The organism is Sphingomonas sp. BL-S-05 (assembly GCF_055521695.1).
This window is the reverse complement of the sequence record NZ_CM145499.1, coordinates 2,508,875-2,523,078: the sequence shown is the minus strand read 5'-3', so window position 1 is coordinate 2,523,078 and position 14,204 is coordinate 2,508,875. Positions and strand designations below refer to the sequence as shown.

The window sequence follows — 14,204 nt, the reverse complement described above, 5'->3', positions numbered from 1 at the left end:
TAGCGGGCCTCGACTCCGGCGCAGGACGACCCGATGATGTCGAGACGACGAAAGGAGATTCCGGATGGACAAGTTCACGCTGCACAAGGACGCAAAGACGGATAAATGGCGGCTGGAGAAGGAAGGCTCGGACCGCGCAGTCAAGCTTTTTGACAAGAAGGCCGACGCAACTAAGGGCGGCGCTCTCGCGGACGCAATCGGCAAGGGCGGCGGCTCGGTCAGGATACGCAAGGTCGACAATACGATACAGGAGGAACGGACCATCAGGCCAGCGAAGGATCCGCGAAAGTCTAAGGGCTAAAGGTGTTCACTCTCCTGCCGGGAGCTGACCGGACGCGCCGAACTACACGGCGATCGCGCTGATCGCGCCCAAGAGGCATACGAGACTCAAGGGCTGCGTGGGGCCGAGCTGTTTCCACGGCTCGGCGAAGACGCGACAGCCTGACTTCGAAAGCGCGCCATCGACATATGGGACCGGGAACTATGGAAGTGCCTCGACGTTTCGCGGCGATCAGTGCCAGCCATAGCGGCGGCAGTCGACCGACATAGAAGCCTTTGCCTGTACCGGCGAGCGCCTCGGTTTCCCGTAGCAGCAGGTCCGCCCGCGGAAGCGACACGACCCCCGATCCTCCCCGGCGCGAAATCGCGCAGGAAATTCGCCTCGGTGGACACGATCTCACGATCTACGAGTTGGAGGGATCGCCGGTCGGACAGCGCGTCAATCTCGATCTGCGTGCCGTGCCGCCGATAGAAAAGCACATTTATCAAGTTGGAACGATGGAGCGCCCCCGCAGGAATCGACGATCGCGCGCCATCCGTCCAGGTGGAGATCAGGTGCAGCAAATTCGGCGACTCAGGGCGTTAGTCCCTTAAAGGACAATGCCTCAATGCGGGCGCGCAACTCCAAATAGCGTTCATTGTCGGATGGACGTCCCTCCTCGTTGCCGGAGGCAATGAACACTTGAATGCCCGCACTTGTATACTGCCCAGACGATGGTCGGGCAAAGTCCGGACTAGCAGATGCGATAGGATTCTGACGTGCCTGCGCCCAGGTGCGGGGGGGGATGACGCAATACCGGCCCTGTGTCACCAAGTCGGTGCGAAGATGGGCTCGACATCGCCGGCGGGAAGGACAAGGATTGAGCGACGGACGGGAGTGCCGGCTATTTAGGTAATGAAGGACGACGATGGCGGAGGCTTTGTATCAATTGCTGGTGCTCGGACGTCCGGACGCGCGAAGCGACCGGGTCATCGCCCAGTTGCAAGCACGCATCGGCGAGCTTGGGCTGGCGTCCGACACGATCGAAGTCCTGGCCGAAGCCGATGCCGACCGCCGTAAGGCTGCGCTACCGGCCGTCGCGCTGTTCATCGGCTATGATGGTGCCAGCGATGCGGCGCATCCGGCCCTTGGTCCGCTCCTAAGCGATTCCATCACCATCATCACGATGGTTTCCCACCTGGAGCGCGTATCGCGCGAGTTGCCGGAGCGGCTCAGGCACATCAATGCGCTGCCGGTCGCCCCCGACCAAAATATCGACCGCGTGGCGTCGCTTGTCCTTGAAAGCTTCCGCCTGCTGCGCCGGGAACGGCGCCTGTTCATCAGCTATCGCAGGGACGATTCCCAAGGCGCAGCCAATCAGCTTTACGACGCACTCGACGCCCATGGCTTCGACGTGTTCATCGACACCAGGACAGTGCCGCCGGCGGTCGATTTCCAAGATGAGCTGTGGCACCGGCTCGCCGATACCGATGTCGTCGTCATGCTCGACACCAAAGATTTTCGCAGCAGCCGCTGGACCACGGAGGAGCTGGCGCGCGCCAACGCCACCAACATTCAGATCCTCCATCTCCTCTGGCCGGGCCAGCCGGAGGATGTTGCCTCAGCCTTCAGCTTCTTCCATCCCCTGGTGGATAGCGACTTCTCCGGCGCCGATCCGATCGGCAAGGAGTCACGGTTGAAGGATGCAGCAGTGCGCGAGATCTGCGACCATGCCGAGCGGCTGCGCGCGCGCGCAATTGCCGCCCGCCATGCCTATTTGGTCGACAGCTTCTGCGACAATGCCCGCGATCGTGGTTTCACGCCCAGCGTGCAGCCCGAGCGCTGGATCTCGATCGACGTGGCGCCAGGCAATACCCTCGCGGTTGTGCCGACCATCGGCGTGCCAAATTCGCTAGGCATCAACCAGACCTTCGACGCGATCTCGAAGGCTGGCAGCGGTACGGGCGGAATCTGGGTGCTTTACGACAGTCGCGGACTATTGGGATCCTGGCTCAGCCACTTGGACTGGCTCGATGGCTATCTGCCGGTACGGTCGATGCGACTCGCGTCGGTCGATGGGGCGCTCAGGAGCGTTGTGCCATGATTGACGTGTTTTTGTCCGCCAGCATACCGTTGCCGACGCGTCACCGACGCTTCTACGAAACCACGGACGTCTTGGCGATCCGCGAGGCGGTCAAGGCACTGGTCGAGATCGTTCTGCCCGTAGGGCGTCTCACCTGTGGAGGTCATCCAACGATGACGCCGCTGCTCGCCCTGTTCGTGCGCGAGGCCAAGCTCGACTCAGATCATTTGACCATCTTCCAAAGCAAGCTCCACAATGCGGTCCTCCCTGCAGAAAATGCGGCTTTCGCCGATGTCCGGATAGTCGACGCGGCAGGAACCGACGTCGAAGCCAGCCACAGCAAGATGCGCGAGGCGATGCTGGCGAGCCGGCCGTTCAAGGCTGCAGTGTTCATCGGCGGTATGGAAGGCATCCACACTGAGGCGGAAATGTTCTCCGCGCGCTGGCCTAGCGGCAAGCTAATTCCGGTAGGTACCACCGGTGCTGCCGCGTGCGAGCTCGCCAGCCAAGAGCGGTTCCCGGCAATATTCCGCACCGAGCGAACCTATCCAACGCTGTTCCGGCGCCAATTGCTCGAGGACAGAGCCGAAGATTGAGAGCTCGGCGTCGGTATCGGACAAATCGGTCGCCTAACGGTACGAAGGAGCTTGGGGAGAGGGTATGGCAAGACGGGTATTCTTCAGTTTCCATTATGCGCGCGACGTCCGTCGCATTCAGCAGGTTCGCCAGTCCTGGGTGGTCCGCCCCGGTGGGGAAGCTCAGCCATTTTACGATGCTGCGGCATTCGAACAGGCCAAACAGCGCGCCGGCGGCATTGCCAAATGGATCGACCAGCAACTGGCCGGCACCTCTGTCACTGTGGTTCTGTTCGGAGCCGAGACCTATCACCGCGAATGGGTTAAGCACGAAATCAAACGCAGCCATGAGCTGGGCAAGGGCATGCTCGCGATTGACATCCATCGCATCAAGGACCCTCAGCACGGCGCTGACGTGCAGGGTTTGAACCCCTTGACCCACTGGGCGGCTAACCAGAGCGGCCGCTCAATCCCTTTCACAACGCTTTACCGGACCTATGACTGGGTCAACGACAATGGGTACGGAAACATGCCCGCATGGATCGAGGCCGCGGCGCGGGCAGCAGGCCGATAGCTCCCGGCGGCTATTTTGACGACTTGGCAGATAGGCGAAGCGGGGCGATCTCATGGCGTGGCTGACCGATAGCCAAGTCCGCGCTCGGGCGGCTGGCCAGGATTTCGGCCTGGGTTTCGAGGCCGGGCTGATCCTGCACCGCCTGCCGGAGATTTTCCGCTCGCATTTCGACATTTTTCTGTCGCACACGATCTGCGACGCGGAACTAATCCTTGGTCTTAAACTGTTTCTAGAGGCCGCTGGCAAGACTGTCTATGTAGATTGGATCGACGATCCAAAGATGGATCGTAGGCAAGTCACGGGCGAAACGGCCGAAACGCTTCGGACGCGTATGCGTCAGTCCGACAGTCTGTTCTACGCCTATTCCCGGCATTCGCGTACCTCCCGCTGGATGCCGTGGGAGCTTGGCTATTTTGACGGGTTCAACGGCAATGTCGCGGTCTTGCCGATAGTCCCGGATACGGGAAGGCTCGACTTCGAGACGGAGGAATATCTCCAGCTCTACCCAAAGGTCGATGCAACCGCTGTGGCGACCACCCCGACCTTGTTCATCAATCGGGCCCGTCGTCTCGAAACCGGCGAGCATCTGGACTTCGAGCGCTGGCGCAAAGGCAGCGAGAAGCTTCGGCCGAACTTCTAATCATGGTCCGGCTTTGAAATTGCATCCGAATTGGAGGAAAACGTTCCCGTAACCACGGGATGGACCCATATCTGGCGGCCGCGCGCGGGAACGACACGAATCGATTTAAGAGGAATAGGCTGATGGCGAGGAAATGTTTTCTGAGCTTTCACTATGACCTAGACGCCTGGCGCGTCCAGCAGATCAAGAATATGGGCACGATTCAGGAGCAGCCGCTTTTGGCCGCCAACAAATGGGAAGAGATCGAGGCGGAGGGCGACGAGGCGATTCAGAAGTGGATCGACAACAATATGAAGGGCAAGGAATGCCTTGTTGTTCTCGTCGGTGAGAAGACCGCCGGCCGCCGCTGGGTGAAGTACGAGATCAAGAAATCTTGGGCGAAAGGGATGGGCGTGCTGGCCATTCATGTCCACAACCTCAAGGATGCCGGCGGCAATCAGGGCACCAAGGGCAGCAACCCGTTCACAGGCCTTACGGTCGATGGCGAAGCCGTATCGGGCAAGGTCTATGATCCGCCTTACTCGACCAGCACCAAGGTCTATGATCACATCAAGTCCAACATCGCCGATTGGGTAAAGACTGCGATCGATGCACGCAGCTGACGTCGGCGCGCTCGGGTCCGGCGCGTTTGTGATGTCGCCGGCGAAGTTGGGCTGAGCCGTTGGCGATCGATCTGGCGACATTGGCGGCGGCCGCGCGGCGGAGCCGCGTCGAGGTAGCTGCCACGGCGCAGGCTGCGCGTCAGCGCGGCATGCGCACTGCCTTTCTGTGCCACAGCCACAAGGACGCGACCTATGTCGAGGGCATGCTGGTCCTGTTGAGCGAAGCAGGCTGGCGCGTCTATGTCGACTGGAAGGATCATGCGATGCCGGCGGTGCCCGACACGCAGACAGCGGAAAATATCCGGAGACGTATTCGCCAGTGCGATTTCTTCCTGTTCCTGGCGACGCCGAACGCGTTGGCTTCGCGCTGGTGCCCGTGGGAAATCGGCGTCGCTGATGGAATCAAGGAACATGAACGCATCCTCGTGATCCCCACCCAGAACGGTCAGACCTATTATGGCAATGAATATGTCGGGCTCTATCGCCGGATCGACTTTGCGAGCGATCATCGCTTGGCAGTCTGGCGCCCGGGAATGAACACCGGTGGCAGCTATATGGCGTCGATCTAACGGCGCGTCAGCGCGCCGCTAGATCGATATCGGGAAAGATCGCTGCGCCCTTCGAATGACTGCTTTCGGCGTTCGAATTCTGCGATCTGAATGCCCGAAGTTGGGGCGCGTAGCTGCCGTTGCCGATTAGATGAACAAGCGTCCGGTTATCCCGTCTTCGTGCCCGGAACCGGACAGGCCCCTTTCCCACCATAAGGGGAACTTTACACCCCGAGCACGATCATTGGCGTTGGGTTACTGCCGATTAGCAACGTCAGCGATCGTAGGGCAGCAAGGCGTTACGCAACAGGCACACCCTTACGCAAAACCTACATTTTTGTTCGCCGGAACGATATGGGCGCGCTTTTCCAATCGTGATCTGATCGATAAATCAACTTTCTACCGACAGCACAGCTATTCCGATCGGCTTGCTACCATCCAACCCGGATCAGCAGGGTCGTTTGTAAGGTTTTCCCAACCGTCGGAATAAGTGTCGACTTTGCCGCACGACATTTCCCTACCGACTTCTTCATCCAGCATCATTTCCAACCGAGCAAGGATGTCCGCGTCTTCGCCGGATGCGGCGAATGACGAGCCGCCATATTCTGGCATCGTCCCCATGCCGCGGGGGCATGGTGTCCTTGCTTTAACCAGCGCGGCGCCGACTTCGTCGCGCCAGTTATGCCGATCGATTTGCCCATCCTCCAGAAACGCATCCAGCAAGCGCAGTTGTGCGATCTCATCCCGATCGTTCATGGTCGGCTCCTGTTTTTCGTTGCTCGCAGCAGGGCGCGTTTCAGCCGCCGGCGCAACGCGTCGAGCCCGCGCTCGTCGACACGGAGCCGTCGTTGCAGCTCGGTCCCCTGCTTCCCCTCGAGAATTGCTTCCTGCAAAGCCAATAGCTGCAGATCAGATTTGAGCGCATCGCGGATGCTGGCGATCGTCCGTCCGTAATCGACGGTATCGATCGCCAGGTTTTCGGCGTGGAACGGGTCATCTTCGAACCCTGGGACGTCCATGTCGTCGATCAGTGCCAAGGTCCGACCCTTTGCTTCCTCGCGGTGGTCATCCCGGATCATGCTGCGCATGACGCCGATCAGGAACGGCACCATTTCCCAGCTCTGTCGGCACTTCCGTCTGCCGTCGAGCGCTCGCACCATCGCCTCCTGACGAAGGTCGGCCGCCAGCAGGCGTTGGTGGCGGACGAGATACTGCGACCGCACGATAAGGCGGTCACGTTGTTCATGTGTCAGGGTCGCCAGCCTGTCGCGAACCTCGTCCGTCGATAGATATGGATCGTGCTCTTCGCTTTCGGAGATGGGCGCTGGATCGATGGATAGGATGGCGGCCTCCTCTTACCCTATACGGACGGGACGGCACATTCGGATGGCGAGGTAAAAATTTTGTGCCAGATGTCCGAATTGGCCGGCTCGTCCGTATAGGGTGAAAGACCCTCACCGATTTGTCAGGCGGCCTTCGCCCACATTGCGCATTGCGTTTCGTCATAGGCGATGTTCGGACTGGTGACCTGGCGGGCAAGCCAGACGCTGGCGCGTTCGATGCCGTCGTTCAGATCGTCGGCGGGCTTGCGATCGACGTGGACAATTTCGTCGGGAGCGAGACGGAAATGCCCCCGCACATGCGGCTGGGGTACGATAACGCCGCGGTTGCCGGACTTCGGAAGCCACAGTCGGCAGTGGGTCTGAATATGGCAACGGCCGTACCGCGGCAGGACCAGCGTGATCCCGGTCAGCGCCGGGTTCGCGCCGGCGAGAAAGTCGAGGTGCATCAGATCGGTGTCGGTATCGACCGCCTGGCGGCCCAACCGGATCCGACCATCGATATCGAGCGGGTCGCCGGCAGTGATGGAAACGCCGGGTTTCAGCTTTCGGGTGCCGAGCAGCAGCCGGACGACGGCACGGGTAACGGCGGCTTCGAAGGTTGCGGTGGTCATCTGTTCATCTCTTCTGTTTCATCCCCAATTCCGGGGACGCTTCCCAATCTTGCTGATCTCAACCCCGCGGCCGTTGCCTACAGGTACGAACGATCTGGGCTGCGGCGTACTCAAGGCCCGCCATCCGTTCCCAGTCGTTGCTCCACGGCATGGACATCGCCACCTTCAGTCCGTCGCAGGCGATGGCGAGGGACAGGTCGGCCCCCGACGGTGTGAGATGCAGGCGGCCGGTCGCATGGCGAAAAAAGCTCAGGTCCGTTAGCAGGATCGGCTCTGGCGCGGTCAGTAGCGCGACATCCACGCGGACGGGATCGAGCGTTTCCGGCTGGAAGCCGGACCGGATCAGCATGACGTCACGGTTGCGGGTTTCGGCACAGCGGATAAGGGCGCTGTCATAGAGCCGCTCGGTCACCGGGGTGATCGACACGATCAAATTCTGTGCGCGGCATTCGACGCCGTAGGGCAGTCCGGTGTTTCCAGTGAACGGGACCGGGCGATCCGGGTCGAGTTCGGCAAGGATATAGTCGAGCAGTGCGACCAATGTGGTCGGCAGTGCTTCATCGAGAATGGGATACATCGGGATACCTGTGGGTCAGCGTGATCGCCGGACCGGCTGGTCCGGTTCAGGCCCCTTTTTTCATTTCACTTGGGGGCTTCGCTTCAGCAATTCGCCCTTCTTCCCGACCCGACAGCGGTCGCGGTTATCGCGGGACAGGGCGTTGCCGAGGACGGCAAACGCCATGCGATCCACTGCGCTTGCGCTGTCAGCAACCGATACCGCGCGGCGCACGGTGGCCGCAGGGCAAAGTTCGGCCATTACCGCCATCATGCCACGCCCGACCGGTCCCAAAGGCTGACGCTGCCACCATTGACCGAAGACCAGCGCCACGAGCAGCAGGGCCGCCGCGAGGCGAAAAACGGTTGGAAATGGGCGACGCTTCATTTTCTTTTCTCCAGCAGATTGCAACGCCGGAGCCGCTACCCCTCTGTATTTTCGATCGATTCTTCGGCCTGGATGTGTTGCCATACGTTTGGCTGCGGCAGGCCGAGCGGCAATATCTCGCGGTGGGTCTTGGTTCGTTAACGGGTTCCCCCTAGACCAGACCCGTTCGCCAGCAGGCGGACCGAGGCGTGGAAACCTCGTCGATAAGTAGCCGTACGCCCGGCCCGAATTCCATTCGGCCGGGGAGCGGGCGTGTATGTCCAGGGCACCTTCGGGGGCCTAAAGACGCTCGCGCCTGTCTTATCGCAGGTTTCCAATCTCCGGCTCACGGGCCGGCACCGCCTCGTTTCAACAGGGCGGTGCCGCCGGCTGGGGAAGCCGTGCATCGCCCGACACGGGGGTGCATATGGTTGCGGGACTTGGCCGCCGATGGCGATCGGCTTTTCAAACGACATCGATCCTTTCGGGCGCGTTGCTGCTTACCGCTTGCGGCGGCGGGGGCGGGGGCGGCGTCAACTCGTCCGGGTCGACTGCTCCGGTTCCAACGCCAGCGCCTCTGCCGACGCCGACACCGACGCCACCGCCCACCGCCGCCGATAGTGCGGAGTATAAAGCCTCTCCCGCCATCGTCGGCGCCAAAGCCGCGTACGCCTATGACAAGGGCATCACCGGCAAGGGCGTGACGATCGCGATCATCGACACCGGCATCGATAGGACCGGCGGCGAGTTCGCTGGTCGGATATCCCCCGACTCGAAATCGTTTGAGACGAAGATTGCCCGCTGCGGCACATGTGCCCCGGAAACTATCCAGTTCGATCTGCAGGACATCAAGGGCCACGGCACCCAGGTTGCGTCGGTAGCTCTGGCTGCCAAGAACAGCACGGGGATTCAGGGCGTCGCGTATGAAGCGACCTTGCTAGCGCTGAAGATCGCAGCGCCGGACATGACGAACGTCACCGCAACCTCGGAGATCAAGGAAGGTGACACCGCGGATACGGCCAATATTGCCCCGGCGGTCGTGTATGCCGTCGACAAGGGCGCGTTCGTTATATCGCTTAGCCTCAACGGCTTCGCCCGTGGTTCGATTGCAACCGAACAGCGACAGGCGATGGACTATGTCGTCAAGAACGACCGCCTCCTCGTCCAGTCCGTTTCCAACTTCGTCGACGACAAAAGCGCAGACATGGACATGATTCCCCGCAACCTGGTCGGCGACACCTTTCAGAACAAGGCGAACTTCCTGTTTGGCGTCCGGGTCGATGCCAACCTGAACGCTCCCAGCGGCAATGGCCTGCCGGGCGACCTCGCCGACCGAACGCTGGCCGTCGTCGCCAGCAATGTGTCCGTTACCGACAAGGACGGGCAAACCACGACGGTCACCGGCAACAGCTTCGCCGCACCTGCCATTGCCGGGGCGGCTGCGCTGCTGAAGCAATATTGGCCGCAACTCGGCGGCAGAGCGATTTCGCGGATTCTGCTCGATACCGCGACCGACCTCGGCGACAAGGGCGTCGACCAGCGGTACGGCGTCGGCCTGCTCGATATCGAGGCGGCGATGAAGGCACAGGCGCCTGCCGCCGGCTTTGCTGCCGCCAATGCGGTGTTGGCACGATATTCTTCAATAAGCCTTTCGGGACCTTTCGGTGATGGCGGACGCCTTGCGGATACGGTCGCGCAAATGACTGTGTTCGATCGATACGGCCGGGACTTCGCCATGACGGGTAGCGCTGGCATGCGCCATCAAGGTTCCGGGTTGCTCGCTGGACACATGCTGGGGACGATCGATCCGCCATGGCAGGGCGGCACTGCCAGCGATACAAGGTTCGGCTTCGCATCCGCCAGCGTCGGGCCATGGGGCGGCATGCGCTCCACTCGGCCGGCGACGGTCGCCTTCTCGCCTGCAGCGGGACAGACGCTAACCTTTGTCACCAACGGGGCGGTTGGTCAGGGCCGAGGGATTGCCGGATCGGCGCTTCGCAACGTAATTGCCGCGCCGGTCGGCACATCCTCGACATGGAATGGTCATGGCTGGTCGGCCGGCTTTGCTACAGGTACGACCCGCGATGGCCGTGCCACCTTGCGGACCGTGTCGGTTGCCATGCCTTCGGGGTTGGGCGTCGAGTTGTCCGAGCTTGCCGAGCGGGATCAAGTCCTTGGCCTGCAGGGCGTCACCGGCTTTGGCGTTTCGAGCGGCCGGACGAACCTTGCGACCGTCTCTGCCCGTCGCATGCTTGGGCGGGTACTGCTGTCGGCATGCGCCACTGCTGCTACGACGCACGTCGCGGGCGGATCGGACCTGCTGCGCTTTACCGGACCATTGACCGGCACTGCCTTCGCGTTCGATGCCGCACATCCTCTCGGCGGCGGTACCGTGACGCTCGGTGTATCGTCACCGCTTCGGCTCGATCGTGCTCGTGCCGTGGTCAATGCGCCGGTCGCGTTCGATCTGATGACCGGTGCGCTGTCGACCCGATCGGCCGTTGTCGACCTGACACCGACTGCGCGCGAGATGGACGTCGAGATCGGATGGTCGGCTTGGTTGTCTCCGACATCGTCGCTGCGGTTCGGAATCGCCCACGCCTTCGATGCCGGCCACGTCCCAGGCGCACAGGACACTGCCGGCTTCCTTAGCCTCACACTCCACTGATCTATGTCAAATCGAAAGGAATATTCGTGTACGACCGAAAAACGTTCATAGCGATAGCCCTAGGACTGCAGACATTTGGGTCGTCCGCCAGCGCGGCCGACCCCGCCAAATTTGACGTGGCAGGCATCCGACTGGGTGATACGCCTCAACAGGTGAAAACGGCGCTGATGCAAGCCGGCTATAAAATAACCGAAGTTCGCGAGGCGCAATCCTTCTCCCAACGGGTCACGACTGAGATCGCGAACCGAAAGGGTAAGACATTGCCCAGTTTGAAAGATGCGGCGGTCAGCGCCATCATTGCTAGCGGCCCGCACCAGGAGCGAGCTGACGTCCAGTTCTTACAGTTGGCCGGCGGCGATAGTGTGTCGCGCGTCAGTATCGCCATTCCAGGGACATCGATGACCGAGTCTGCCATGCAAAAGCAGCTTGCGACAAAGTACGGCAAACCTGATGCAATAAAAGACCAGGGGCTGACATGGCACTGGTGCGCACCGCAAGCTGTGAAAATTTGCGGAATGCTATACACAGGCGGTGACCTCGATACGGTATGGCCGACCCTTCGGGGCAGCACTGCCATGGGTGAAAATTCCATCACATTAGAAGCCGGTACCGACGTGGAGCGCCAACAAAAGCGTGCGTTCGATGCCGCAGTGCTGTCCGGCGCACCTAAAACCGACAAGGCCGCGTTCTGATAGACAAGCGGGGCGGCGCTGGCCGCCGCCCCGTTTACGCTTCACGCTGCGGCGGACGTCTGCTCCCATACATTGCGGAACTTGGCCCACTCATCCGCCCATAGGGCATGGTTCGTGTCGGTCAGGTCCGCATGCTCAGCCCCCCAGCCGCTGGCAGTATGCTGACGAGCCAGAATGCAGATATGGACGTGCGGCAGCGCACGGCTGAGTTCATCACCCGGTACATGGGTGATGACGACACTCGTCAACGCCCGCCCGCAGGCGAGATTGATCGCAGCGTAGCTCGAAGCCATGTCGACAAGATCATGGACCGGCCGATCCTGATCCCCCCGTACCGTCAGCACGGCGGCCAGCAGGCGCTGGTGGGATCGGATTGCATCGTCATATCCGTCCAGCAGGGTGGCCAGCGATACGTCGGCTACCCCCCGCGCCAGTACCAGACGGTGCTGTCTCGCCGTGATGGGGATGCCGCATTCCGTCGTGGCGGTCGTACTGGTCGGCTGCACCGGTGCGAGTTTGCTGCGAATGAGGAGCCCGGCCTCATTCGCGACCTGTTTCGCACGTGGGCGAAGCAGCGCATACCCTATGCTGTCACACCCCGGCTGACGCACGTCGTACAGCATATCCATCACCTGTGCCGGGCTCAGCCATGAGCGTTCACCGGTCGTCCCCTTCGCCTTCACCATCATCAATTCCATCTAGGCGGCGCGGGCTGCTCGCGACGCTTCGGTCCATTTCACCATCATGGTGCAGCCAGAAGGCTCCTTTCCAAAGAACCTTAACCATGAGTCGCTCGACCTCAAAGCAACTCGAAATTACCGTTCAGGACTATGTCTGCGCACGATCTCATCAACGCAGTCGTCGTTTGGTCCTTGGCTCACTAAGCAAGGACGGCATTTGTTTGAGCTGCCCCCTTCTGGGTCGTCCATCACTATGATAGTCTGGACCAAGGAAGGCCGATGGCGAGAATGACACAGAGGACCAGCCCACCGACCAACAGGCTTTCGAGCAAGACCGACAGAAAATAAGTAATAGAACGCCAACGGTACAAGCGGATGAACGCCGGGATGGACAGGCGACCGTAGAAGCGAAAGCCATTCGCTTCGCGCGCGGCAATATGAAATCCAAGTGGCACGAGGGATACGATGAGGGCGGTGATCCAATAGCCGACTCGGACAGCGTGCGGCATGGATGTTCACTTGGATCGCGTCGTCGAAATCAACGCACCATTGTGAATCTTGCCGGGCTCGCACCGGTTTAGCCGCGTGCCGGAGGCCGAAATTACCGCCATCGTCGACAATACGGCGGGCGAACCTGTCTGGTAGGGGGCGGTATCTGGCTCTACGCCACCGCGATCATCCACGCATTCAAGGTAGCCGATCCGCCACATTACCGCCGCGTTCTATAGGTCAGTTACAGTACAGATGCGCTACCCGCCCCCCCGCGCTGGCGCTGCCTTTGAAGAGCCATTTCCGGTTTACACTGGCATCTGTAAGTAATTGAAAACGTTACCGGCGGACTTGGGCCAGTTTACAGCGCATCGAGCTGATTTCCGCCATTCCGTGTAGCTTGGGAAGCTTCTGCTCTACCATTGAGCTACACCCGCCCGGGTCCTCCGCACTTACCCCGCAGCGCGGCGCTGTCAAGTCGGCAGCAGCAGCGAGGCATCGCCATAGGAATAGAAACGATATTCCTGCGCGATGGCGTGGGCATAGGCTGCCTGCATCCGTTCGCGCCCCATCAAGGCCGATACCAGCATGAACAAGGTCGATTTGGGGAGGTGGAAGTTAGTCATCAGGCCGTCAATGCCACGGAAACGGTAACCGGGCGTGATGAAGATCGCGGTGTCGCCTTCGAACGGCTGGACCTGTCCCGCTTCGCCGCAGGCGCTTTCGATCAGGCGCAGGCTGGTGGTGCCGACCGCGATCACCCGGCCGCCGGCGGCGCGGACGGCGTTCAGGCGATGGGCGGTCGCGGCGTCGATGCGGCCCCATTCGGCGTGCATCCGGTGGTCGTCGGTATCCTCCGCCTTGACCGGCAGGAAGGTGCCCGCACCGACATGCAGAGTCAGGGTCGCATGGCCGATTCCCGCCGCGTCCAGCGCGGCCATCAATTCGGGGGTGAAGTGCAGCGCGGCGGTCGGAGCGGCGACGGCGCCGGCTTCGCGCGCGAACAGCGTCTGGTAATCCTCGGCATCGCGCGCATCGGCACCACCGCGCTTGGCGGCGATATAGGGCGGCAGCGGCATCCGCCCGGCGCGCTCCAGCAGCAGTTCGACCGGTTCGTCGCCGGCGAAGTCGAGCGCGAAGCTGCCATCCTCGCTCCGGTCGCCCGCAGTCGCGGTCACGCCCGCGCCGAAATCGATCGTGTCGCCGTCGCGCAACCGCCGCCCGTTACGGACGAAGGCACGCCAGCGCCGCGGCCCTTCGCGCTTGTGCAGCGTCGCGCCGATCGTCGCATCGCCACGCCGCCCCTCCAGTTGCGCCGGAATGACGCGGGTGTCGTTGAACACCAGCAGGTCGCCCGGTCGCAGACAGGCGGGCAGGTCGCGCACGCCGCGGTCGAGCGTGGCATCTCCATTGAGCACCAGCATCCGCGCCGCATCGCGCGGGGCGGCGGGGCGCAGCGCGATCCGGTCGGTGGGCAGCTCGAAATCGAACAGGTCGACGTGCATCGGACGCGAACTA

General features: G+C 61.6%; 17 protein-coding genes. 9 read left to right on the top strand and 8 right to left on the bottom strand.

The features are described from left to right. Positions 1 to 64: 64 nt before the first annotated feature. The 7 genes from ACZ1JS_RS11880 (at position 65) to ACZ1JS_RS11850 (ending at position 5,302) form a co-directional block, all read left to right on the top strand. The gene (locus ACZ1JS_RS11880; protein WP_465166237.1) at positions 65 to 301 is read left to right on the top strand and encodes a DUF2188 domain-containing protein; all 237 of its coding nucleotides are present in this window, start codon (positions 65 to 67) and stop codon (positions 299 to 301) included. Between the two features lie 886 nt (positions 302 to 1,187). Further along, entirely contained in the window at positions 1,188 to 2,363 is a 1,176-nt protein-coding gene (locus ACZ1JS_RS11875) for a toll/interleukin-1 receptor domain-containing protein (protein ID WP_465166236.1), read from the top strand. Further along, the gene (locus ACZ1JS_RS11870; protein WP_465166235.1) at positions 2,360 to 2,938 is read left to right on the top strand and encodes an SLOG domain-containing protein; all 579 of its coding nucleotides are present in this window, start codon (positions 2,360 to 2,362) and stop codon (positions 2,936 to 2,938) included. Before ACZ1JS_RS11875 ends, ACZ1JS_RS11870 begins: the two co-directional genes overlap by 4 nt. A 64-nt stretch (positions 2,939 to 3,002) precedes the next feature. Further along, positions 3,003 to 3,491: a TIR domain-containing protein gene (locus ACZ1JS_RS11865; RefSeq protein WP_465166234.1), complete on the top strand. Its 489-nt coding sequence runs from the start codon at positions 3,003 to 3,005 to the stop codon at positions 3,489 to 3,491. A gap of 52 nt (positions 3,492 to 3,543) precedes the next feature. Further along, on the top strand, positions 3,544 to 4,131 hold the full coding sequence (locus ACZ1JS_RS11860) for a hypothetical protein (protein ID WP_465166233.1): 588 nt from the start codon (positions 3,544 to 3,546) through the stop codon (positions 4,129 to 4,131). 122 nt (positions 4,132 to 4,253) lie between these two features. Next, on the top strand, positions 4,254 to 4,733 hold the full coding sequence (locus ACZ1JS_RS11855; RefSeq protein WP_465166232.1) for a TIR domain-containing protein: 480 nt from the start codon (positions 4,254 to 4,256) through the stop codon (positions 4,731 to 4,733). 59 nt (positions 4,734 to 4,792) lie between these two features. Further along, positions 4,793 to 5,302: a toll/interleukin-1 receptor domain-containing protein gene (locus ACZ1JS_RS11850; protein ID WP_465166231.1), complete on the top strand. Its 510-nt coding sequence runs from the start codon at positions 4,793 to 4,795 to the stop codon at positions 5,300 to 5,302. A 393-nt stretch (positions 5,303 to 5,695) separates the two neighbouring features. On the opposite strand, the gene ACZ1JS_RS11845 is transcribed toward ACZ1JS_RS11850, so the two are convergent. The 5 genes from ACZ1JS_RS11845 to ACZ1JS_RS11825 form a co-directional block, all read right to left on the bottom strand. Beyond that, on the bottom strand, positions 5,696 to 6,037 hold the full coding sequence (locus ACZ1JS_RS11845; protein WP_465166230.1) for a hypothetical protein: 342 nt from the start codon (positions 6,035 to 6,037) through the stop codon (positions 5,696 to 5,698). Then, positions 6,034 to 6,504 (bottom strand): hypothetical protein, encoded by a 471-nt coding sequence (locus ACZ1JS_RS11840; protein ID WP_465166229.1) that lies wholly within the window; start codon positions 6,502 to 6,504, stop codon positions 6,034 to 6,036. Before ACZ1JS_RS11840 ends, ACZ1JS_RS11845 begins: the two co-directional genes overlap by 4 nt. Positions 6,505 to 6,746: 242 nt before the next feature. Beyond that, a complete protein-coding gene (locus ACZ1JS_RS11835) occupies positions 6,747 to 7,235 on the bottom strand; it encodes a hypothetical protein (protein ID WP_465166228.1) in 489 nt (162 codons plus the stop codon). Between the two features lie 58 nt (positions 7,236 to 7,293). Next, positions 7,294 to 7,812, bottom strand: coding sequence for a hypothetical protein (locus ACZ1JS_RS11830; protein ID WP_465166227.1), 519 nt, complete (start codon positions 7,810 to 7,812; stop codon positions 7,294 to 7,296). Positions 7,813 to 7,872: 60 nt separating this feature from the next. Further along, positions 7,873 to 8,178 (bottom strand): hypothetical protein, encoded by a 306-nt coding sequence (locus ACZ1JS_RS11825; protein WP_465166226.1) that lies wholly within the window; start codon positions 8,176 to 8,178, stop codon positions 7,873 to 7,875. Positions 8,179 to 8,650: 472 nt separating this feature from the next. Here ACZ1JS_RS11825 and ACZ1JS_RS11820 point away from each other — a divergent pair, with 472 nt between their 5' ends. Together ACZ1JS_RS11820 and ACZ1JS_RS11815 are read left to right on the top strand one after the other, a co-directional pair. Continuing rightward, positions 8,651 to 10,825: a S8 family serine peptidase gene (locus ACZ1JS_RS11820; protein ID WP_465166225.1), complete on the top strand. Its 2,175-nt coding sequence runs from the start codon at positions 8,651 to 8,653 to the stop codon at positions 10,823 to 10,825. 26 nt (positions 10,826 to 10,851) lie between these two features. Continuing rightward, positions 10,852 to 11,517 (top strand): hypothetical protein, encoded by a 666-nt coding sequence (locus ACZ1JS_RS11815; RefSeq protein WP_465166224.1) that lies wholly within the window; start codon positions 10,852 to 10,854, stop codon positions 11,515 to 11,517. Positions 11,518 to 11,558: 41 nt separating this feature from the next. Here ACZ1JS_RS11815 and ACZ1JS_RS11810 read toward each other — a convergent pair whose 3' ends face one another. The 3 genes from ACZ1JS_RS11810 to queA form a co-directional block, all read right to left on the bottom strand. Continuing rightward, positions 11,559 to 12,206 carry a hypothetical protein gene (locus ACZ1JS_RS11810; protein ID WP_465166223.1) on the bottom strand — a complete coding sequence of 216 codons (648 nt, stop codon included), beginning with the start codon at positions 12,204 to 12,206 and terminating at the stop codon, positions 11,559 to 11,561. Positions 12,207 to 12,448: 242 nt separating this feature from the next. Beyond that, the gene (locus ACZ1JS_RS11805) at positions 12,449 to 12,706 is read right to left on the bottom strand and encodes a hypothetical protein (RefSeq protein ID WP_465166222.1); all 258 of its coding nucleotides are present in this window, start codon (positions 12,704 to 12,706) and stop codon (positions 12,449 to 12,451) included. Positions 12,707 to 13,159: 453 nt separating this feature from the next. Next, positions 13,160 to 14,191, bottom strand: coding sequence for a tRNA preQ1(34) S-adenosylmethionine ribosyltransferase-isomerase QueA (gene queA / locus ACZ1JS_RS11800; RefSeq protein ID WP_465166221.1), 1,032 nt, complete (start codon positions 14,189 to 14,191; stop codon positions 13,160 to 13,162). Between the last annotated feature and the right edge of the window lie 13 nt (positions 14,192 to 14,204).

Bases quoted from the DNA above. Each gene is read 5' to 3' on its own strand.
- ACZ1JS_RS11880 (WP_465166237.1), top strand. From the start codon at position 65: ATGGACAAGTTCACGCTGCACAAGGACGCAAAGACGGATAAATGGCGG.
- ACZ1JS_RS11875 (WP_465166236.1), top strand. From the start codon at position 1,188: ATGGCGGAGGCTTTGTATCAATTGCTGGTGCTCGGACGTCCGGACGCG.
- ACZ1JS_RS11870 (WP_465166235.1), top strand. From the start codon at position 2,360: ATGATTGACGTGTTTTTGTCCGCCAGCATACCGTTGCCGACGCGTCAC.
- ACZ1JS_RS11865 (WP_465166234.1), top strand. From the start codon at position 3,003: ATGGCAAGACGGGTATTCTTCAGTTTCCATTATGCGCGCGACGTCCGT.
- ACZ1JS_RS11860 (WP_465166233.1), top strand. From the start codon at position 3,544: ATGGCGTGGCTGACCGATAGCCAAGTCCGCGCTCGGGCGGCTGGCCAG.
- ACZ1JS_RS11855 (WP_465166232.1), top strand. From the start codon at position 4,254: ATGGCGAGGAAATGTTTTCTGAGCTTTCACTATGACCTAGACGCCTGG.
- ACZ1JS_RS11845 (WP_465166230.1), bottom strand. From the start codon at position 6,037: ATGAACGATCGGGATGAGATCGCACAACTGCGCTTGCTGGATGCGTTT.
- ACZ1JS_RS11835 (WP_465166228.1), bottom strand. From the start codon at position 7,235: ATGACCACCGCAACCTTCGAAGCCGCCGTTACCCGTGCCGTCGTCCGG.
- ACZ1JS_RS11830 (WP_465166227.1), bottom strand. From the start codon at position 7,812: ATGTATCCCATTCTCGATGAAGCACTGCCGACCACATTGGTCGCACTG.
- ACZ1JS_RS11825 (WP_465166226.1), bottom strand. From the start codon at position 8,178: ATGAAGCGTCGCCCATTTCCAACCGTTTTTCGCCTCGCGGCGGCCCTG.
- ACZ1JS_RS11810 (WP_465166223.1), bottom strand. From the start codon at position 12,206: ATGATGGTGAAGGCGAAGGGGACGACCGGTGAACGCTCATGGCTGAGC.
- ACZ1JS_RS11805 (WP_465166222.1), bottom strand. From the start codon at position 12,706: ATGCCGCACGCTGTCCGAGTCGGCTATTGGATCACCGCCCTCATCGTA.
- queA (WP_465166221.1), bottom strand. From the start codon at position 14,191: ATGCACGTCGACCTGTTCGATTTCGAGCTGCCCACCGACCGGATCGCG.